15 protein-coding genes, 1 riboswitch and 1 other annotated feature are annotated in these 22,293 nt (G+C 43.4%); of the genes, 12 read left to right on the top strand and 3 right to left on the bottom strand.

Annotated features, from left to right (window positions below):
- Positions 1–116 precede the first annotated feature (116 nt).
- A complete protein-coding gene (locus tag PGW42_RS02440; protein WP_195501938.1) occupies positions 117–1,469 on the top strand; it encodes an MATE family efflux transporter in 1,353 nt (450 codons plus the stop codon).
- 258 nt (positions 1,470–1,727) lie between these two features.
- On the opposite strand, the gene aroA is transcribed toward PGW42_RS02440, so the two are convergent.
- Together aroA and PGW42_RS02430 are read right to left on the bottom strand one after the other, a co-directional pair.
- Positions 1,728–3,041: a 3-phosphoshikimate 1-carboxyvinyltransferase gene (gene aroA / locus PGW42_RS02435; RefSeq protein ID WP_195250832.1), complete on the bottom strand. Its 1,314-nt coding sequence runs from the start codon at positions 3,039–3,041 to the stop codon at positions 1,728–1,730.
- A 179-nt stretch (positions 3,042–3,220) separates the two neighbouring features.
- Complete coding sequence (locus PGW42_RS02430; protein ID WP_117555831.1) at positions 3,221–4,318, bottom strand: prephenate dehydrogenase; 1,098 nt, start codon at positions 4,316–4,318, stop codon at positions 3,221–3,223.
- Between the two features lie 184 nt (positions 4,319–4,502).
- Between PGW42_RS02430 and PGW42_RS02425 the strand changes: the two genes are divergently transcribed.
- The 4 genes from PGW42_RS02425 (at position 4,503) to PGW42_RS02410 (ending at position 11,213) form a co-directional block, all read left to right on the top strand.
- Positions 4,503–6,578: an elongation factor G gene (locus tag PGW42_RS02425; RefSeq protein ID WP_022220725.1), complete on the top strand. Its 2,076-nt coding sequence runs from the start codon at positions 4,503–4,505 to the stop codon at positions 6,576–6,578.
- A 165-nt stretch (positions 6,579–6,743) separates the two neighbouring features.
- On the top strand, positions 6,744–8,105 hold the full coding sequence (gene trkA / locus PGW42_RS02420; protein ID WP_117555833.1) for a Trk system potassium transporter TrkA: 1,362 nt from the start codon (positions 6,744–6,746) through the stop codon (positions 8,103–8,105).
- Positions 8,106–8,117: 12 nt separating this feature from the next.
- Positions 8,118–9,563: a TrkH family potassium uptake protein gene (locus tag PGW42_RS02415; protein ID WP_270202806.1), complete on the top strand. Its 1,446-nt coding sequence runs from the start codon at positions 8,118–8,120 to the stop codon at positions 9,561–9,563.
- Positions 9,564–9,602: 39 nt separating this feature from the next.
- Entirely contained in the window at positions 9,603–11,213 is a 1,611-nt protein-coding gene (locus tag PGW42_RS02410) for a CvpA family protein (RefSeq protein ID WP_270202805.1), read from the top strand.
- A 214-nt stretch (positions 11,214–11,427) separates the two neighbouring features.
- Here PGW42_RS02410 and PGW42_RS02405 read toward each other — a convergent pair whose 3' ends face one another.
- On the bottom strand, positions 11,428–11,850 hold the full coding sequence (locus PGW42_RS02405; RefSeq protein WP_008369803.1) for a DsrE family protein: 423 nt from the start codon (positions 11,848–11,850) through the stop codon (positions 11,428–11,430).
- A 201-nt stretch (positions 11,851–12,051) separates the two neighbouring features.
- On the opposite strand from PGW42_RS02405, the gene PGW42_RS02400 reads away from it, so the two are divergent.
- The 7 genes from PGW42_RS02400 (at position 12,052) to PGW42_RS02370 (ending at position 22,003) form a co-directional block, all read left to right on the top strand.
- A complete protein-coding gene (locus PGW42_RS02400) occupies positions 12,052–13,224 on the top strand; it encodes a CobW family GTP-binding protein (protein ID WP_117555839.1) in 1,173 nt (390 codons plus the stop codon).
- A gap of 15 nt (positions 13,225–13,239) precedes the next feature.
- Entirely contained in the window at positions 13,240–14,181 is a 942-nt protein-coding gene (locus PGW42_RS02395) for a TIGR03943 family putative permease subunit (protein ID WP_008369798.1), read from the top strand.
- Positions 14,174–16,009 carry a DNA helicase RecQ gene (gene recQ / locus PGW42_RS02390; protein WP_270202803.1) on the top strand — a complete coding sequence of 612 codons (1,836 nt, stop codon included), beginning with the start codon at positions 14,174–14,176 and terminating at the stop codon, positions 16,007–16,009. The genes PGW42_RS02395 and recQ overlap by 8 nt, the downstream gene beginning before the upstream one ends.
- Complete coding sequence (locus tag PGW42_RS02385) at positions 16,000–16,542, top strand: M48 family metallopeptidase (protein ID WP_008369795.1); 543 nt, start codon at positions 16,000–16,002, stop codon at positions 16,540–16,542. The genes recQ and PGW42_RS02385 overlap by 10 nt, the downstream gene beginning before the upstream one ends.
- 87 nt (positions 16,543–16,629) lie before the next feature.
- Positions 16,630–16,867: a binding site (T-box leader), on the top strand.
- A 118-nt stretch (positions 16,868–16,985) separates the two neighbouring features.
- Entirely contained in the window at positions 16,986–19,412 is a 2,427-nt protein-coding gene (gene leuS / locus PGW42_RS02380) for a leucine--tRNA ligase (protein ID WP_117834351.1), read from the top strand.
- A gap of 213 nt (positions 19,413–19,625) precedes the next feature.
- Entirely contained in the window at positions 19,626–21,401 is a 1,776-nt protein-coding gene (locus PGW42_RS02375) for an LPD25 domain-containing protein (protein WP_270202802.1), read from the top strand.
- A gap of 284 nt (positions 21,402–21,685) precedes the next feature.
- Entirely contained in the window at positions 21,686–22,003 is a 318-nt protein-coding gene (locus PGW42_RS02370; RefSeq protein ID WP_117822922.1) for a helix-turn-helix domain-containing protein, read from the top strand.
- Positions 22,004–22,144: 141 nt separating this feature from the next.
- Positions 22,145–22,220: riboswitch (cyclic di-GMP riboswitch) on the top strand.
- The last annotated feature ends 73 nt before the right edge of the window (positions 22,221–22,293 follow it).

Here is a 22,293-nt window from a genome sequence, read left to right as displayed (position 1 = left end):
ATAGATTTATGATTTATTAAAAAAGAATCAAATATTGCTTCCGATATATTTGCTGGTGAATTAACCGTATCAGGAGTATAATAGACTTAAAATATTATAGGAGGACAAGGTTAATTATGGGGGAAACGTCAAACGCTAATCTACTGACAACGGGATCTATTCCGAAAAAGATTATTATGTTTGCGATTCCGCTTCTATGGGGGAATTTATTCCAGCAGTTGTATAATGTGGCGGATTCGCTGATCGTGGGAAATTTTCTTGGGAATAATGCACTTGCAGCTGTCAGCTCATCAGGGAATCTGATATTCCTGATGGTAGGATTTTTTGGGGGAATTGGCGTGGGAGCCGGTGTTGTCATTGCGAGGTATTTTGGAGCCGGAGAATATGAAAAGCTGAAAAAAGCAATCCATACGGCACTGGCATTTGGTGGCGTATGTGGAATTTTTCTTACGGTTGCCGCGTTGATCCTTGCGCCGCAGATTTTAAAACTGATTGGTACGCCGGAAGAGGTACTGCCGAAATCACTGGTTTATTTCAGGGTGTATTTTGCAGGTTCACTTGGATTTGTAATTTATAACTTTGGAATGGGGATTTTGCAGTCACTTGGTGACAGTAAGAGTCCGGTCATCTATCTGATCATTTCAGCGTGTCTGAATGTGATTCTGGATCTGGTGCTGATCGGAGGCTTAGGATTTGGTGTAGGTGCAGCAGCTTTTGCAACGATTGTTTCACAGATATTAAGTGCGGTTCTGTGTATCAGAAAACTGCGTAGGGAACCAGAGGCGTTCCGGTTATCTTTTCGTGAACTTCGGATGAATGGGAATATGCTGCGGCTGATCGTGGTAAACGGAATACCGGCAGGAATCCAGAATTCAATTATTGCGGTTGCAAATGTATTTGTACAGTCGAATATTAATCAGTTTGGGGCTCTGGCAATGGCCGGATGTGGGTCATATTCCAAAATTGAAGGATTTGGATTTATTCCGGTTACCTGCTTCTCACAGGCACTCACGACGTTTATTGGACAGAATCTGGGAGCAAAAGAGTATGACCGGGCAAAAAAAGGGGCATTGTTTGGAACCATTTGTGGAATCGGGATAGCAGAAGTGATCGGAATAGCAGTTTTTTTCTTTTCACCATACCTGATCGCTGCGTTTGGAGGAGATCAAAGAGCAATTGAATATGGAATTGCAGAGGCACATACGATCGCTCTTTTCTATTGTCTGCTTGCGTTCTCGCATTGTATGGCAGCAATTCAGAGAGGGGCGGGAAGAAGTATTGTTCCGATGTTTGTTATGATGATTGTATGGTGTGGAGTCCGGGTAACCTATATTAGTATTGTTATCAGGATTATTCCGGTGATCAATGTAATCTACTGGGCATATCCACTTACCTGGTTTATCAGTTCGGTGATATTTTTGATTCTGTTTCTTAAGACAGACTGGATTCACGGATTAGAGAAACAGTGACAGGGCGCATAAAAAAGCTGTACACTACTTATGTAGTGTGCGGCTTTCTTTTTTTGTTTCATAGGAGATTCCGAAGGAACTTCCTATGAAACAAAAGGCACTGCGTGCCGGAGATGCGCACTCGCACGAAGATGAAGAATGTCGCAAGCGGTCTACGCTCCGCTTCGGTCGTTGCTTAACGAGCGCCACTGGCGCTCAGCAACGCACTCGGCGCGAGAATGTGCCGAGGCACATTCTTTCTTATATTTTTGCGTGAAATTACAGGGAAAGGGAATGAAGTTCCGTAAAAAATGAAGGATAAGATACATCTACACACTGACCATCCTGGATTTCAGTATTTCCCTCGGCGGCAAGGGCTGCGATGGAAAAGGCCATTGCGATCCGGTGATCCAGATAACTGTTGATCTGTCCTCCATGAACCGGATTACCGCCACGGATGATCATGCCGTCGTCGGTTGGTGTTACATCAACGCCCATGGCAAGAAGTCCTTCTGTAGTTGTTTTGATACGGTCAGTCTCTTTGACCTTCAATTCGGCAGCATCCCTGATGATCGTAGTTCCCTCGGCGAAAGCAGCCATCACTGCAATCATCGGAATCTCATCGATCAGTGTAGGGATGATTGCACCTTCTACGGTGGTTCCGTGAAGAGTGCTTGTACGTACAAGAAGATCGGCAGTTGGTTCACCACTGTCACGATTTTCATTTAGATAGGTAATGTCTGCCCCCATTGCCCTGCATACTTCAAGGATTCCGGCACGTGTCGGGTTAGTACCTACATTCTTTATCAGAAGTTCAGAACCTGGAACCAGAAGGGCAGCAGCGATGAAGTAAGCAGCAGAAGAAATATCTCCGGGAACCAGGATCTTCTGTCCATATAATTCCTCACATGGGAGAATAGATGCAGTTGCACTGCCATCAGAATGTACTTCTGTCTGTACGTTGGCACCGAAGCCATTCAGCATCAGTTCTGTATGATTACGGGAAAGTACAGGTTCTGTAACCAGGGTTAATCCGTCTGCATAAAGTCCTGCCAGGAGTACGGAAGATTTAACCTGAGCAGAAGCTACTTTTGAGTGATAGTGGATTGCGTGCAGGGATGGATTCTGACCGGCAGAAAGATGGCTGTTGATCAAAAGTGGTGCGCACCCGTTCCCATTCTGGCTTAAAATATCAGCGCCCATCATTCCAAGAGGCTCCATAATCCTCTTCATCGGGCGGGAGTTCAGGGAAGCATCGCCGGAAAGAGTGGTGGCAAACGGCTGACCGGAAAGAATACCGGAAATCAGTCTTGTGGTGGTTCCGCTGTTCCCCACATCTAAAAAAGAAGAAGGTTCGGAAAGTCCGTGAAGGCCTTTGCCGTGAACCAGGATACGGTCAGGTGTGTCTTCGATATTGATTCCCATGGCACGAAAGCAGCCGATGGTAGAGAGGCAGTCGGCACCGTGAAGAAAATGTGTGATCTCAGTAGTTCCTTTTGCCAGTGCACCGAACATAATAGAACGGTGGGAGATGGATTTATCGCCGGGAACAGATACTTCCCCGCGAAGCTGTTTAACAGGTTGGATTTGCATAATATAGTAACCTCTCATTCGTAAAATTCTATTTTCAAGCATTGTGACCAATTTACACAAAGTTCTGAAAAGATTTTTTGGACTGTCTTGCATTTAATGATGTGAGTGTCAAAAGTCCTCTTGCAAACAAGCTTGCATCGGCTTTCTGACCTTTTGACCCTGGTATCATTATTTAATTATTAACGCTCATAAACAATATAACGATGCTTCTGCAAAAGTGCTACTGCCTTCTCACAGGAGATGCTGTCATAGAATTCGATGCGGAGTACGCCTTCTTCAAATTCACGGTTATGAACGATTCCGATGTTCTTAATGCTGAGTGCATTAGAAGCGAGGATGGTCGCAATGGTGGCGATCACACCGGCTTCATCCGGGATGTCACAGTAGATCTCGAATGCACGCTTGATCGGACCGGCAGAACCGTTTGGCATGGAATTGCGGTAGTTCCGGGAATGGTCGAACATATCGTAGATTCCCTGGGAGTCTCCGGCATCAACCAGTTTTTTCGCTTCATTTAATGTTTCGATATAATTTCCAAGGATCTGGGAAATATTACTCTGATTCTGTGCACAGATGTGTTCCCACATGGTCGGTGAGGAAGAGGCGATTCGCGTAATGTCCTTAAAGCCGCCGGCGGCGAGGGTTTTCATCAGCTCATCCTTGGTGTCGGTGTCTCTGACAAAGTTGACCAGACTTGCGGCAATGATATGTGGCAAGTGGCTGATCGTGCCGGTGACGATGTCGTGTTCATGATAATCCAGTACGATCGGAAGTGCACGCAAGGATTCTACGAAGGATGCGTATGCATCCACCTTTTTTTTCGCTACTTTGGCGGAAGGGGTGAGAACAAAGTAAGCGTTCTCGATCAGGATTGGTTTGGAATTGGCAAAACCACTCTTTTCGGAACCGGCCATCGGGTGTCCTCCGATAAAGTAATCCTCCAGTCCCAGCCGGATGATCTCGTCATGGATCGGAGTTTTGACACTTCCGACGTCAGTCAGGATCATATCATCATGCAGGTAAGGCATCATCTGCTTTAAATATGCAGTATTGAAAGCGACCGGGGCACATAAGAAGATGTAGTTGCAGCCTCGGAAATTATCATCGATTGAGGTACAGGCCACATTGATGATGGATTCTTGTGTGGCAAGTGCCAGAGTTTCTCTATTCTTGTCGAAAGCGACAATCTCATAATCCGGATAATATCGCCGGACCGCCTTTGCAATAGAGCCCCCAATGAGTCCGAGTCCGATAAATCCGATTTTTTTCTGTTTCATAATCTTTCGTCCTTTCGTGATAGTCTACCTTTCATAATATAGGAAAACAGGCTATCTGTCAATAAAGCAATACTTTAAAGCGTAAAAGTGAAAGTTTTTGTTGAAATTCTATAAAATAGTTGTGTTTTTATAGAAAGTTTAGTACAATATATCCATGAGAAACTTTAGCAAGGAGGCAGCAAGCATGAAGGTTTACAGAACGGATGAAATTAGAAACGTGGTCCTTTTAGGACATGGGGGAAGCGGAAAGACCAGTCTGGCAGAAGCGATGGCTTATGTATCTGGAGCAACAAATCGTATGGGATCTGTTGAGAACGGTAATACGATCAGTGATTTTGATAAAGAAGAACAGAAACGTAAATTCTCACTTAGCACAAGTCTGATTCCAATTGAATGGGAAAAAGCAAAGATTAATATCCTTGATACACCTGGATATTTTGATTTTGTCGGAGAAGTGGAAGAAGCAGTCAGCGCAGCCGATGCAGCTGTTATCGTTGTTTCCGGAAAAGCCGGTGTGCAGGTAGGAACCGAGAAAGCATGGGAACTCTGTGATAAGTATAATCTTCCGCGTATGATCTATGTTACTGAGATGGATGTGGATGATGCCAGCTTCCGTCAGGTTGTTGAAGATCTGACCGCAAGATACGGTAAAGTGATCGCACCACATTTCCAACCGATCCGTGAGAACGAGAAATTAGTAGGTTATGTCAATGTTATCAAGAATGCAGGTAGAAGATACACCGGACTTGGACAGAGAGAAGAGTGTGAGATTCCGGATTACTGTCTGCCGAACCTGCAGATTTACAGAGAGAAGCTTCTTGAAGCAGTGGCAGAGACCAGTGAAGCATTTATGGAACGTTATTTTGAGGGAGATGAATTCTCGGTTGAAGAGATCCGCTCTGCCATGAGAACAGAAGTTATGGACGGAGATATCGTTCCGGTAGCAATGGGATCCAATGTTCAGGCACAGGGTGTTGCAAACTTACTGTCTGATATCGTAAGATTTTTCCCAAGTCCGGAATACCGTGAATGCGTAGGTATCAACCGTAAGACCAATGAGATCTTTGAAGCACATCATGATTTTGCAGCCGCAAAGACCGCATATGTATTCAAGACCATGGTAGATCCGTTTATCGGAAAATATTCTTTTGTAAAAGTATGTTCCGGTGTATTAAAGGGGGATGATGTCCTTTACAATCCGGAGTCAGATGCAGAAGCAAAGATCGGCAAGATCTACACCTTATCCGGCAACAAACCGGTAGAAGTTCAGGAACTGTTTGCAGGTGATATCGGAGCGATTGCAAAACTGACAAGTACAAAGACAGGGGATACCCTTTCAACAAAAAATACACCGGTATCTTATGGAAGAACCGAATACTCCAAACCGTATACATATATGAAGTATGTAGTGAATAACAAAGGTGATGAGGACAAGGTATCACAGGCTCTTGCGAAGATGATGGCAGAGGATGTGACACTGAAAGTGGTAAATGACAGTGAGAACCGCCAGTCACTGATTTATGGAATGGGTGACCAGCATCTGGAAGTGACAGCAAGCAAGCTGGCAGAACGTTACAAAGTCGGAATCAGACTGGAGACACCAAAAGTTGCGTTCCGTGAGACGATCCGCAAGAATTCGGATGTAGATACCAAGTATAAGAAACAGTCCGGAGGACATGGACAGTATGGACATGTTAAGATGCGTTTTGAACCATCCGGAGATCTGGATACACCGTATGTATTCCAGGAAGAAGTAGTCGGAGGTGCTGTTCCGAAGAACTATTTCCCGGCGGTTGAAAAAGGATTGCAGGAATCTGTATTAAAAGGACCTCTCGCCGGATATCCGGTAGTTGGCGTGAAAGCAACCCTGTATGATGGATCTTACCATCCGGTAGATTCTTCTGAAATGGCATTTAAGACTGCGACGATCCAGGCATTTAAGAAAGGATTTATGGAAGCAGGACCGGTTCTTCTTGAGCCAATCGCATCTGTGAAAGTAACCGTTCCGGATGATTATACCGGAGACGTTATGGGAGATCTGAACAAGAGACGTGGCCGTGTTCTTGGAATGAATCCACAGTCAGGCGGATATCAGGTAATTGAAGCGGATGTACCGATGACAGGCATGTTTGGATATTGCACAACACTTCGTTCTATGACAGGTGGACGAGGAAGCTATTCGTATGAATTTGCCCGTTATGAACAGGCTCCGGCAGATGTACAGGAAAAAGAAATTGAAAAGCGTGCAGCTGAAGAATAAGAATAAGGAAAAGCCGGGAGAAAATCCCGGTTTTTTCTATTGTACTTTCGTACTAAAAGTGGTATACATATTATGATGGTGGCAGCTTCGGCTGTCCCATTGGTATTTTATACAATTTTAGTATTAAAGGCTTAGTATTAAGAGCAAAAGTAGAGGAAAAGAAAAATGAAAATTGTAATTATTGGGGACGGGAAGGTTGGTCATAAACTGACCATACAGTTATCCGAAGAAAATTACGATGTGGTTTTGATTGACCAGAATGAGGGAAAATTAAAAGAAGCACTGAATCAGCTTGATATTCTCTGCATTACCGGAGATGGTGCAGATGCGAAAGTGCAGAAAGAAGCAGGAGTGCCGGGCGCTGATCTTGTTGTGGCATGTGCATCGACAGACGAATTGAATATGCTGAGCTGCCTACTCGCAAAGAGACTGGGGGCAAAGCACACGATCGCCCGTGTAAGGAATCCGATCTATTATCAGCAGATCGATCTTTTGAAAGAGGACTTAAGACTGAGTATGGCTGTCAACCCGGAACTTATGGCTGCATTTGAGATTTCCAGATCGATCCTTCTTCCGGATACTGCAAAGGTAGAGACTTTTATGAAGGGAAAAGTCGAATTGGTAGAATTCATTGTCAAAGAAAGAAGCCATCTGGGCGGAGTATCGCTTGCTGAGCTTTATCGCAAGTTCCAGATCAAAGTTCTGGTATGTGCTGTAAGACGTGGATCGGAAGTGATCATCCCGAATGGTGATTTTGTCATCCATGATGGAGACCGGCTTCATATTGTTGCATCCCACAAATATATTGAAGAATTTTTCCATCTGATCGGAAAGCGGAAAGAGCCGAAGAATATTCTGATTTGTGGTGGGGGAAAAGTCGGATATTATCTGGCAAAACAGCTTTTAGGACTTGGTATGCAGGTTAAGATCATTGAGCAGGACTGGAAGAAATGCGAAGATCTCTGCGACCAGCTTCCGAAAGCGACGATCATCTGTGGGAATGCCGCAGACCATGACCTTTTGATTGAAGAAGGAATTGAACAGGCAGATGCCCTGGTCAGTCTGACCGGTATGGATGAGGAGAATATTATCCTTGCACTTTTTGCAAAGACAAAAGGTGTGGACAAGATCGTGGCAAAGGTCAACGAAGACGGACGTGCCCAGCTTGTCGAGGAACTTGGGATCGATCTGATTGTATCGGCAAAGACTGCAACAGCAGATGCGATCATGAGTTATGTGCGTGCACGCCAGAATTCTCTCAAGAATGTCAATGTTGAATCTATGTATCAGCTGGTTGGCGGAAGAGTAGAAGCACTGGAATTTATTATCAAAGAAAAAACAGAATATACAGATATACCGTTTAAGGATCTGGAACTGAAGCCGAACAATCTGATCGCATGTATCGGAAGAAAACGGCAGATTATTATTCCGGACGGGGATGAATCCATTCAGGTGGGCGACAGTGTTGTAATCGTTACGACCCAGAAGAAAGTTAAGGATATCACAGATATTCTGGCTGAGCAATAGGGGTGAAAAGAAATGAATGTGAAAATGATACGCTATATCATCAGTAAGATGATGGGAGTAGAGGGACTGCTGATGCTGCTTCCGATGATGGTTGGAATTATTTATGGCGAGCACACATCGGTTTATTTTCTGATTACAGCTGCGATCCTGACGGCAATTTATCTGCTGTTTGGCAGAAAATGCCCGGAGAACATGACGATTTATGCCAAAGAAGGTCTGATCATTGTTGCAACGGCCTGGATTTTCTGGTCACTTGCAGGTGCACTTCCATTTGTACTCAGCAAAAGTATTCCAAGCTATGTGGATGCTTTTTTTGAAACAGTATCCGGATTTACGACGACAGGTTCTACGATCCTAACTGAGATTGAAGGACTTCCGAAAGGAATTCTTTTCTGGCGTTCCCTGACACATTGGGTTGGTGGAATGGGAGTGCTGGTATTTGTTATGGTACTTACCTCTCTGGATGAGAAGAATTCCATGCATCTGATGCGTGCGGAAGTTCCGGGGCCAGAGGCAGATAAACTGGTTCCAAAGGCAAGAGGAACCGCAAGGATCCTGTATGGAATGTATTTTGCACTGACTACAATTGAGGTAGTTTTTCTTCTGGCAGGAGGGATGAACCTGTTTGACGCAGTGACACATGCATTCAGTACTGCCGGTACCGGAGGATTTTCCGGCTACAATGCAAGTGTGGCACATTTCAACAGTGCTTACATTGATGGTGTGATCACCGTATTTATGATCCTGTTTGGTATCAATTTTAACCTGTATTTTTTTCTGCTTTTGAAAGAATTTAAGAGTGTATTTAAGAATGAGGAGTTGCGTGCTTACCTGGGAATCATTGCAGGAGCAACCGTTGTGATCACCTGCAATATCGCCGGAGGTTATCATTCTCTTTTAAAGGCATTCCGCTATGCGGCGTTCCAGGTGGCATCCGTGATCACGACAACTGGATTTGTGACGGCAGATTTCAACAAGTGGCCGGAGCTTTCCAAATGTGTTCTGCTTCTTGTGATGGTAATCGGTGCTTCTGCCGGTTCAACAGGCGGTGGTATCAAAGTATCAAGACTTCTGATCCTGGTAAAAAGCATCCGCCGGGAGCTGAAAACTATGATCCATCCGAAAGCAGTCAATATCGTAAAAGTAAATGGGAAAAAAGTGAAAGAAGAGACGATGCGGGGGGTATATGTATACTTTATTGCGTATATACTAATCCTGATCGTATCCGTGCTTCTGATCTCGATCAATAACTTTGATTTTACTACTTCATTTACCGGAGTGCTTACTACACTTAATAATGTAGGACCGGGACTGAATCTGGTAGGACCGGTGGAAAATTTTGCGAAGTTCTCAGACTTCTCGAAGATTGTGTTCTGCGTGGATATGCTGATCGGACGACTGGAGATCTTCCCGTTCCTGATGCTGTTCTCGCCGTCACTTTGGAGTAGAAAATTCTAAGACAGCTTTGGTAAGACAAAACGATGAAAAGGAGAATTTATGAAAAAGAAAAATATAGCAATCAGTTTTATGTTGTTTTTAGTGGCAGCAGGAATCTGGTATTATGTATCACTGCCGGCTTTTAATATCCATTCTTCCGGAGTGTGGTATTTTGTGCTTGTTCTGGTGCTTGCGGTCGGTCTTGTGCTTGCAGGAAAAAAAGGCTTGCGATACGGAGCGATTGATCTGAAGGAGATGAAAGAATCCAAAGGTTTCAAATGGTGTGTCCGTCTTTTTATTCTTTTGTTAGTGATTTATCTGGCCGGAACCATTCTTTCTTCACCGATTGTGAATGCGAAGAAATACCAACAGCTTCTGAAGGTAGAAGAGGGTGAATTTACAAAAGATATCGAGGAACTTTCTTTTGACCAGATCCCGCTTCTGGATAAGGAGTCTGCTCAGCTTTTAGGAGACCGGAAGATGGGAAGCATGTCAGATATGGTATCCCAGTTTGAGGTGGACGATATCTACAGTCAGATCAACTACAAGGATCGTCCGGTCCGTGTGTCACCTTTGAAATATGCGAATCTGATCAAATGGTTTACCAATCGGAAAGATGGACTTCCTGCATATATTCGGATCGATATGGCAAGTCAGACAACGGAGATGGTAAAGCTGGAGCAGGGAATGAAGTATTCGACCAGCGAGCATTTTGGAAGAAATATTTACCGTCATCTTCGTTTTGCGCATCCGACTTATATTTACGGAAACCTTAGTTTTGAAATTGATGATAATGGTGTTCCATACTGGGTAGCACCGGTCAAAAAGTATAATATCGGTCTTTTCGGAGGAGAAACGGTAGGGCATGTGGTGCTCTGCAATGCGATCACCGGCGAAATGCAGGACTACAGGATCGATGAAGTCCCGGAATGGATCGACCGAGCCTATTCGGCAGATCTTCTGGTACAGCTTTATGATTATTATGGCACGTTAAAGCATGGGTATTTTAACAGTGTACTCAGCCAGAAAGATTGTCTGAAGACAACAAACGGATATAATTATCTGGCGATTGATGATGATGTATGGGTGTACACGGGAGTAACTTCTGTAAACAGTGACCAGTCCAATGTGGGATTTGTTCTGATGAACCAGAGAACTATGGAGACAAAGTATTATCCGGTGGCAGGTGCGATCGAGGATTCTGCGATGGCATCGGCAGAAGGACAGGTACAGAACCTGAAGTATCGGGCGACTTTCCCGCTGCTGCTTAACATTTCCGGGGAGCCGACTTACTTTATGGCACTTAAGGATGATGCAGGACTTGTGAAAAAGTATGCAATGGTCAATGTCCAGAAGTACCAGGTTGTAGCGATCGGGGACACGGTAAGTGCATGTGAAGAATCCTACAATAATCTGCTTCTTACCAATGGAATCAAGGAAAAAGAAGAAGTGAAGATGGATACCGGCACGATCGAAGGAAAGATCACGAAAATCGCCCAGGGCGTTATAGATGGAGATTCTCATTACTACATTATGCTGGAAGGATCAGATGAGATTTTTGATGTATCGGTAGTCGATTTTATTGAGATCATCAAGTACAATGTGGGAGATGATGTAAAACTGGAGTATGCAAAAGGGGATAAGGCAAATACGGTTTTGTCTTTGAAATAGCATGATGTTGGAGTCAAAAGGTATTTTGCCCCTTTGATACCAGATTGCGAGAGTGCAAAAATCCTCTTGCAAGCAAGCTTGCATCGGCTTTCTGACCTTTTGACCCTGGTATCATAGCATAAAAAGAATGTGCTCTGTCACATTTGGAAAACCATAAAAGGAGGGATGAAGATTTACAGAAAATCTTCATCCCTCCTTTTGGATAATGTCTATCTTAGTTAAGGAGTGTACAATCTTCAAAATCTACATTACCAAGCTGTTCATTCGTTGCACTGATGCTGACATAAAAATCTACATCATTTTCTTTGGAGATCTTTTTCAGCGTTTCGATGAAAGAAGGAATGTTCTCAAGTGTGATGTCGGCGTGTTTTAAAATACCGTCGATAAAGATTGCTTTGATATCATGGTCTGCGCTTAACATACCGTAAATAAATCCAAGATATTCATCGGTATTGGTGATTACATCATAGTCATCCATGCAGATCGCTCTGATGTTGAAAGATAAGCTGTATGTATCTCTGTGGCTCTTCTTGATGAAGAATACGTTTCCTTCACATGTCTTTACAGCTTCGTTAGCACGTTCGATCATTTGCTGGGTTTTTCCGCTTCCTTTTGGGCCTGTCAATAAATTAACCATATTATCAAGTCTCCTTTGTTTATGAATTTGTACTAAAAAAGTACGAGATTTTATAAAACTATTATACACTAATCACAATGCATTAACAAGCTATTTATTTGCATCTTTTAAAGAAATGTGATACGATATAGCTCGGAAACAATTTGCAGTTAGAAAAGGCTAATTTATGAAATTATAATAATAAGAAAAGAGGAACGAAAAATGACGAAAGTTGATATTATTTCTGGTTTCCTGGGAGCAGGAAAGACAACATTCATCAAGAAACTGATCGAGGATGTATTTCCGGGAGAAAGACTGGTCCTGATCGAGAACGAATTTGGGGAGATCGGTATTGATGGCGGATTCTTAAAAGATGCAGGTGTTGAGATCACAGAGATGAACTCAGGATGTATCTGCTGTACACTGGTGGGGGATTTTAGTAAAGCACTTCAGAAAGTACTTGCAGATTATACACCGGATCGTGTCATCATCGAACCTTCAGGAGTTGGAAAGCTTTCTGATGTTGTAAAAGCAATCGAGGGTGTCAAAGATGAGGCAGATATTGAGATTGACGGAAGAATCACAGTTGTTGACGGTAAGAAAGCAAAGATCTATCTCAAGAACTTCGGAGAATTCTTCAATAACCAGGTAGAGCATGCATCTACGATCGTTATCAGCCGTACCCAGATGATGACAGATGAAAAGGTAGAAGAGTGCGTGCATATGCTGCGTGAGAAAAATGCAGAGGCAACCATTATTTCCACACCTTGGGAAGAACTTGGAAAAGATGCCGTTTTGCATGCCCTGCAGCATGGCGCTGAGATCGAAGGTATCTTGGAAGAACATGCACATGAGCATGACGACCACGAACATCACCATCATCATGATGACGAATGTGGCTGCGGTCATGATCATGATCACGACCATCATCACGATCACGAAGAGCATGAGCATCATCACGAACATGATGAGAACTGCACCTGCGGATGCCACGATCATGACCATGAACACCATCATGATCACGACCATGAAGAGCATGAGCATCATCATGAACATGATGAGAACTGCACCTGCGGATGCCATGACCATCACCACGGACACGAAGGACATCATCATGCAGATGAAGTATTTACGAGCTGGGGCAAGGAGACTGCTCATAAGTATACAGAAGAAGAACTGGATTACCTGCTGAAAGCATTATCTGAGACAGATGCTTACGGAACCGTACTTCGTTCCAAAGGAATTATCCAGATGGCAGACGGTTCCTGGAAGCAGTTTGATATGGTTCCGGAAGAATATGAAGTCCGTGAGGGACAGGCTGATTACACAGGACGTGTATGCGTGATCGGAACAGATCTCAAAGAAGAGGATCTGATTAAGTTATTCCATATCTAGGAGGAGCAAGCGGCGATGACAACACCGGTATATATCTGTACAGGATTTCTGGACAGTGGAAAAACAACATTTATCAAGGACACACTGATGAAGCAGGAATGGATCGAAGAAGGTCCGACATTGCTTTTGCAGTGTGAAGAGGGAGAGGAAGAGTACTCGGAAAAATATCTGGATGAGAACGGACTGTTCCTCTTCAATATAGAAGAAAGAGAAAAGTTAAATAAAACTTTCTTTGAAAACTGTGAGAAGATCTATCATCCGGTCCAGGTGATCATTGAGTACAATGGAACCTGGGATCTGCAGGAAATCCTGGATGAAGATTTTCCACGCAACTGGGAGATTCAGGGTGTGTACTCAACGGTTAGCGGTGAGACGCTGGACATGTACCTGAAGAATATGCGGAATATGCTGATGAACCAGCTTACTGAATCTGAGTTGATCATCATCAACCGTTGTGGGGAAAATACAGACCGAAGTGCGTTCAGACGTGCCCTTAAGATCCAGAACCCGCAGGCACAGCTGATCTTTGAAGGCGTGGATGGCAATATTATCCCGCAGACAGAAGAGGATCTGCCATATGATCTGAAAGCAGACCATATCTTCATTGATGATGTGGACTTTGGTACCTGGTATGTGGATGCATATGAGCATCCGGAGCGCTACGAGCACAAGAAGATCACCTTCCTTGCACAGCTTTTCCGTCCGAAGGGAATGCCGGCAAATATGCTGATTCCGGGAAGACAGATCATGACCTGCTGCGCAGATGATATCCGTTTCTATGGATATCCATGTAATCTTGGAAGGGCAGCGCAGATCACACAGAGAAGCTGGAAAAAAGTAACCGTCAAGTTCGAGTACGAAGCGTACCGTCCGATGGTTCCAAAGCAGCCGGTTCTTTATATGCTGGAGATGGAATCCGCAGAAAAACCGGAAGAAGAGGTAGTATATCTTGGATAAATTTCAAGTATTAAAGCAATTTTTTGGCTATGACGGATTCCGACCGGGACAGGAGAAACTGATTGATGCAATCCTGTCCGGCCGGGATGTACTCGGCATACTGCCAACGGGAGCCGGAAAGTCCATCTGTTTTCAGATTCCGGCTCTGATGATGGGAGGTATTACACTTGTGATATCTCCCCTTATTTCTCTTATGAAGGATCAGGTGGCATCCCTCAACCAGGCAGGGGTTCATGCAGCCTATCTGAACAGTTCCCTGACTATGGGGCAGTACCGGAAGGCACTTGCTTTTGCAAAAGAAGGAAGATATAAGATTATCTATGTGGCACCGGAGCGGCTGGAGACTGCAGAGTTTATGGATTTTGCTATGAGCGTGGATATTTCTATGATCGCAGTCGATGAAGCGCACTGTGTTTCTCAGTGGGGACAGGATTTCCGGCCAAGTTATTTAAAGATCACGGAGTTTGTAGAGTATCTTCCAAAGCGGCCGGTTGTGAGTGCATTTACTGCAACAGCGACGAAAGAAGTAAGAGAGGATATGATCGATATCCTGATGCTGGAGGATCCGGAAGTAGTAATGACAGGTTACGACAGACCGAATCTGTTCCTTGCGGTACAGTTCCCAAAGAATAAATATGCCGCACTCAAAGCATTTATTGAGGAGCATCCGGATCAATGTGGGATTGTCTACTGCCTGACCAGAAAGCAGGTGGAGGAAAATTGTGCACTCCTGGAAATGGATGGGTTTTCCGTGACCAGGTATCATGCGGGACTGACAGACCGGGAGCGGCGTGATAATCAGGATGATTTCATTTATGACCGGAAGCAGATCATGGTGGCGACGAATGCATTCGGGATGGGAATTGATAAATCCAATGTCCGCTTTGTCGTACATTACAATATGCCGAAGAATTTGGAGTCCTATTATCAGGAAGTGGGACGCTGCGCCCGAGACGGTGAGCCGGGGGAGTGCCTGCTTTTATATAGCGGACAGGATGTGATCACAAACCAGATGTTCATTGAGAACAACCGCGACAATCAGGAACTGGATGAACTGACGCGCCGGATCGTGATGGAGCGGGATCAGGAGCGTTTGAAAAAGATGACTTATTATTGTTTTACAAAGGAATGTCTACGTGATTATATTCTGCGGTATTTTGGGGAATACGGAAGCAATTACTGTGGGAACTGTTCAAACTGTAAGACGCAGTTTGATACCGTGGATATGACGGCAGAGGCAAGGATACTTGTCATGTGTGTAAAAGAAAGTCATCAGCGTTATGGAATTAATGTGATTCTGGATACGGTGCATGGAGCAAATAATGCGAAGATCCGGCAGTATGGCATGGGTGCCAGTCCGGCTTACGGGGTACTTTCTAAGACGCCATCGTGGAAGCTCAGGCAGATATTCAACCAGCTTCTGGCAGAAGGATATCTGAAGACCACGCCGGATTCTTATATGATTGTGAAGCTGACTGAAAAGTCGGAAGCACTGATTGCAGGGCAGGAGACATTTACAATGAAGATGGCAAAAGAACCGGAGAAAGAGGCGAAGACAACACCGAAGAAAAAAGTGAAGAAAACGGCCGGACTGGTCCTGAATAAAGAGCAGGAAGAGTCTTTTGAAATCCTGCGCGCCCTGCGGGCAGAGATAGCAAGAGAAGAAAAAGTTCCGCCTTATATTGTATTTTCCGATAAGACCCTTGTGCAGATGTGTATCGAAAAACCGACAAATAAGAATGCTATGCTGAAAGTTTCCGGTGTGGGAGAGTTCAAGTTTGAAAAATATGGAGAGCGCTTTCTGGAGGTGATCCGGTCGTGGACATAGAATATCATCTGATCCGGTCAGATAGGCGCAGTATTGGAATCGAAGTTGACCGGGAAGGAAAGGTGACGGTCCGTGCACCCTATTCCTGTGAGAAAAAGCGGATTGACCGGTTTCTTCTGGAAAAAGAGAACTGGATCCGGCAGAAGGTGAAGCTTCAGAAGGAAAATGCAATGAAGCGGCAGGAAAAGAGAGAGATGCCGGAAGCAGAAAAGAAATATTACCGGAATCTTGCAAGAGAAGTATTAGGTGCAAGGACCGGATACTATGCCCGGAAAATGGGTGTGACCTATGGGCGTATTTCCATCCGGGAGCAGAAGACCAGGTGGGGAAGCTGCAGCAGCGTGGGAAATCTCAATTACAACTGGAAGCTGGTGCTGATGCCGCCGGGAGTTCTGGATTATGTTGTGGTGCATGAGCTGGCACATCGTAGAGAAATGAATCATTCCGCTGCATTCTGGAAGGTCGTGGCGACGTGGATGCCGGACTATAAAAAATATAGAAAATGGCTGAGAGATAACGGAAATCAATTTTAAATGGTAAAAATAATCAAGAATTCGTAGAAAACAATCAAGAATCTCTTGACGGAACTTGTATTTATTTTTATAATAACAAGGTATATGAAAAAAACAAGGATAAGGATCAGTAAAAGATTAGAGTCTGTACAGAGAACTGCCGGGCGGTGCAAGGCAGCAGATCAGATCTTTGAACTCGCCTTTGAGTTCTTCTGCTGAACGGTTTTCAGATAGGCAGAAGCGGGAATTCCCGTTATAGAATCACAAGTGCGCTGCACCGCAAGTTATGTTACCGGGATGCGGCGAAGAAGAGTGGTACCACGGAATTTAATCTTTCGTCTCTTTGAATTTATCAAAAGAGGCGGAAGATTTTTATTTAACAGGAAATCCTGATGGAATTTCCTGTTAAATAAAAGGTTAAGACACTTTTTTTCATACTGAAACAATACCAGGAGGAAAGAAAAATGGCAGTACCTTACAATCATAAGGCAATCGAAAAGAAATGGAAAGAAAAATGGGCTGAAAATCCGGTTAATCCGAAAGTGGATGAAAACGGCAACCCGAAAAAGAAATATTATTGTCTGGACATGTTCCCGTATCCGTCAGGAAACGGTCTTCATGTAGGACACTGGAGAGGCTATGTTATCTCCGATGTGTGGAGCCGTTACAAACTGCTTCAGGGATATTACATCATTCATCCGATGGGATGGGATGCATTCGGTCTTCCGGCTGAAAACTATGCGATCAAGATGGGAACCCATCCTGCAAAATCGACAGCAGCAAACATCGCGAATATCAAACGTCAGATCAATGAAATCTCAGCGCTTTATGACTGGGATATGGAAGTCAATACAACAGATCCTGATTTCTACAAATGGACACAGTGGATCTTTGTAAAGATGTTCAAAGAAGGACTTGCATACGAAAAAGAATTCCCGATCAACTGGTGCCCGTCTTGTAAGACAGGTCTTGCAAACGAAGAGGTTGTAGGCGGAAAATGCGAACGCTGCGGCGCTGAAGTTACAAAGAAGAACCTTCGTCAGTGGATGCTGCGTATCACAAAATATGCAGACCGTCTGTTAAATGACCTGGATAAGCTTGACTGGCCGGAAAAAGTTAAAAAGATGCAGACAGACTGGATCGGTAAATCTTACGGTGCAGAAGTAGATTTCCCGGTTGAAGGAAGAGAAGATAAGATCACTGTATACACAACAAGACCAGATACGCTTCATGGGGCAACCTTCATGGTACTTGCACCGGAACATAAGCTTGCAGCAGAGCTTGCAACACCGGAACACAAAGAAGAAGTTGAAAAATATATCTTCGATTCTTCTATGAAGTCTAATGTAGACCGTCTGCAGGACAAAGAAAAAACAGGTGTATTTACAGGAACTTACGCGATCAACCCTCTGAACGGAGCAAAGGTACCGATCTGGCTTTCTGATTATGTACTGGCTGATTATGGTACAGGAGCCATCATGTGTGTACCGGCTCATGACGACCGTGACTTTGAATTTGCAACCAAGTTCAACATCCCGATCATCCAGGTTATTGCAAAAGACGGTAAAGAAATCGAAAATATGACAGAAGCTTACACAGAGGCTTCCGGAACGATGATCAATTCCGGAGAATGGAATGGCATGGAAAGCTCTGTCCTTAAGAAAGAAGCTCCACATATCATCGAAGAAAGAGGAATCGGACGTGCAACTGTAAACTACAAGCTGCGTGACTGGGTATTCTCCCGTCAGAGATACTGGGGAGAACCAATTCCGATCGTACATTGTCCGGAATGTGGCGCTGTACCGGTACCGGAGGATCAGCTTCCGCTGAGACTGCCGGATGTAGAATCTTATGAACCGACAGGAACAGGAGAATCTCCACTTGCGGGAATCGATGAATGGGTAAATACAACCTGTCCTGTTTGTGGAAAGCCGGCAAAACGTGAGACAAATACCATGCCGCAGTGGGCTGGATCTTCATGGTATTTCCTGCGTTATGTAGATAATCACAACAACGAAGAACTTGTATCCAGAGAAAAAGCAGATGCAATGCTTCCGGTAGATATGTATATCGGTGGTGTAGAACATGCAGTACTTCATCTTCTGTATTCAAGATTCTATACTAAATTCCTTTGCGATATCGGTGTGATCGATTTTGATGAGCCGTTTATCAAACTGTTCAACCAGGGAATGATCACAGGTAAGAATGGTATCAAGATGAGTAAGTCAAAAGGAAATGTCGTGTCTCCGGATGATCTTGTAAGAGATTATGGATGCGATTCTTTAAGAATGTATGAACTCTTCGTAGGACCACCGGAACTGGATGCAGAGTGGGATGACAGAGGAATCGATGGTGTATACCGTTTCCTTAAGAAACTCTGGAACCTGCTTATGGACAGCAAGGATAAAGATATCAAACCAACCAAAGAGATGATCAAAGTACGTCATAAACTGGTTTATGATATCACAACCCGTCTGGAAAGCTTCAGCCTGAATACCGTTATTTCTGCATTCATGGAGCATACAAATACACTGGTTGCGATCGCTAAGAAGGAAGGCGGAGTAGACAGAGATACTCTGGATACCCTTGCTGTATTACTGGCACCATTTGCACCACATATGGCAGAAGAAATCTGGGAAGAACTTGGCAACAAAGAAAGCGTATTCCGTGCCGGATGGCCAAAATACGATACAGAAGCCATGAAAGATGATGAAATCGAAATTCCGGTACAGATCAATGGAAAAACAAGAGCAGTCATCAAGATTTCCGCAGAGGCTACAAAAGAAGAAGCAATCGCTGCCGGAAAAGAAGCAATTGCTGATAAGCTTACAGGAAATATCGTAAAAGAAATTTACGTTCCGAAGAAGATCATAAACATTGTTCAAAAATAATTGAGAAGAAAATCTCACAACAGGATAAAGTGCTTGAGAATATTGAAAAGTTCGCTTAAAATCAAGGTTTACGGACATTTTTCTTCAAAGAAAAGGTATCGTAGAATACCGCAAAATATCGTAACAGATTTTTAAAATGGAGTAAATTTGGAGTAAAGATTGAAAGAAAATGGAGTAAATATTTCAAAGATGTAATGAGAAATGGCGTAGGTAGTGAAAACATTATCTGCGTCATTTTATAATGCAGAAATATCCATAGATTCACTCTTTGAAAGAAGCAAACCTGTTGTTAGGAACAAGAAGGACATTATTTTTGAAAGGTTCAACATTGACAGACCGAAAGACTTCCGTGGGCATTCTCTGTCTGTCAGTGATATCGTAGTTCTGAATGACGGGGAAAAAGTAATTGCTCATTTTGTAGACAGTATCAGTTTTGAACAGCTGGATTCTTTCTTGAATCTGGAAGAACAGGTTCTTAGTGAACTGTCATATGCGGTAGGAGAACGATATTTTGCTATTCAGAGAACAGAAGAAGGATATGATTATTCCTTTTACGATGAAGATTTCCGCTTGATGGATGGTGGCGTTTATGAGAATGATGAAATTCCTATTGAAGAAGCGGTGGAGGAACTGGAAGAGGCAAATTATAATATGATTGATAACGTCCTCAACAATATGCCACCGAAGAAAGAGCCTTATTTGGAATATTTTGCCACAGAATGCGACGAGTTCCACGATATGGGCGATTATGAAAAGAGTACTGATGTTAATCAGATAGCTGCAATCTATGAAAAATATAGGGAGAATCCAGAAACTGCATATCTTGGATGCTCGATAGTAATTATTTATCGTGATCCGGAAGACAGTTACTATGATGAAGCTGAATTTGCAATTGTAAAAGGAAATACAGTACTTGGAAATCTGATGGACGATGTTCGATTTTATGGAGAACTTGCACTGGTAAGGGAAGGAATTGAGAAAATTCATGAAGCATTACCTGACTATAAGTACGTTCCGATGCGGGATGTTCGAGAAGCAATGTATCCAGAGAAGATGAACACGGAACAGTTGGCAGAGGCACTGGATGAGATTGCAGAAGCTTTTGATCCGTATGAGTATCGGGATAATGTGGAGCTGGGAGAAAATACGGTACAGGAAGTAATGCTGGATTTACGAAGTGGAAATATTCATTCCTATATTTCGTATCTGAAGGATATCGTAGACGAAGAATGTGACCAGTCTGTGCGTGCAGGTGTATTGATTGAAAGACTGAAAGCCTATGAACCTGAACTTCCAAAGGATATGGAACCAATGGTGTATGTGAATTATTGTGAGAAAAGTGAGCTGGGAAATCCAAGATGCCAGAAATTATCTGATTTGGATTCCAAAACCGTAGAACAGGACAAAGCCTGGTATGCAGATCGTGATCTAAACACCAACGAACCAAAGACGACAGCACAGATGTTTTTTACAGTATATTATGCTGAGAAGGGTGACAAGATGCTGCATCATTTTCAAGGTAAGATAGATATTGGCACCGGAAACGGCGGTATCATCAGTCAGTTAAAGATGCAGAATGAAATGAAATTGACAGATGAAAGCTGGATCAGTTATCAGCAAGGAAAAGGTAATGAAGAGTATCAGAAGTATATGGAAGATCTGACAGATATGCAGAATCATGTACTGCCGTATTTGCAGAGCTTTTGCAGCCTGGAAGAAAAAGGTGTGAAGGAGAGACGAGAACAGCAGGTAGCAGAGAAAAATGAGAGCAGAGTAGCTGTGCCAAGAACTGGCGTTGAAGCAAATACAGTAGTTAAGGATGCGGGGAAAGCTGAAAGAAAGGCAATAACAGAGAAAAAGACAATGATAGGAAAAGAGAAGAAACTATCGATCCATGAACGCTTGGAAATCAATAAGAGAATCATCCAGGAAAAACAGGGAAAAGATAAGCCGGAGAGAGGAGCTGATTTGGGTGTAAGGACGGTGTAGAATAAGCAGAACGAGTCGGAGGTCACGGATGACAACGTGGCTTCCGGCTTTTTTGTCTTGAATGATTTGTGCTTCAAACTTTTATGTGACAAACGTAACTTGCTATGATATTATAAAATAGATATAAGCGAAAATGACTTTTGCGGAAACGAAAGTATCTTTATATTTTTTTACCGGTATACTTCCTATAATGGGAATGAATACTTGCAAAGTTGATTACTAATATTTTTTCATTATTACAGGTACAATAAGAACATGTAATAGCGGAAATGAGGTATAGTTACTTGCAGATAGAGAAGTATATTGCGGATAAAATAACATCTTTATGTGAAAAGCGTGACATCAGTAAATACAGATTATCGCAGCTGTCGGGAATTTCCCAGTCGTCACTGGGAAGAATCATGGCGCAGGAAAACCTGCCGTCGCTGATCACACTTGAAAAAATATGTGCAGCTTTGGGCGTGACATTATCGCAGTTTTTTCAGGAAGGTAATTCAGAGAATCTGACAGAAGAGCAGGAAGAAGTTTTAAGGATATGGAACGATCTGAATACAAATGAGCAGGAAACAGTGATGTCAATGCTGCGTGGACTTCGGAAGTAGGAGAACGGTTCGATGTATATATCGGCTGTTCTTTTTTTGTTTTTGAACGTTAAAACGGTAATTTTTTTCTTGTGCATAGTAGAACGTTAAAGTATAATAAAATTAGTTTTTTTGGCATAAGTTTAAAAGCTATATCTATAATAAGGAAATCGGCAAACCAGATGAAAGTCTGGGACGCAAAGCTACAGGGCCTGTAAAATGGCAGCCAGTTGCATGAAATGAGGTGCACTGTCTGTCTGACAGTGTTTTTTTGCGGTGTTATTTCATAGACGTGACAATAATGATTTTAT

This window comes from Coprococcus sp. TM115-187 (assembly GCF_027679115.1).
GTDB classification, from domain to species: Bacteria; Bacillota; Clostridia; order Lachnospirales; family Lachnospiraceae; genus Allocoprococcus; species Allocoprococcus comes.
This window is presented reverse-complemented; position numbering and strand designations above follow the sequence as displayed.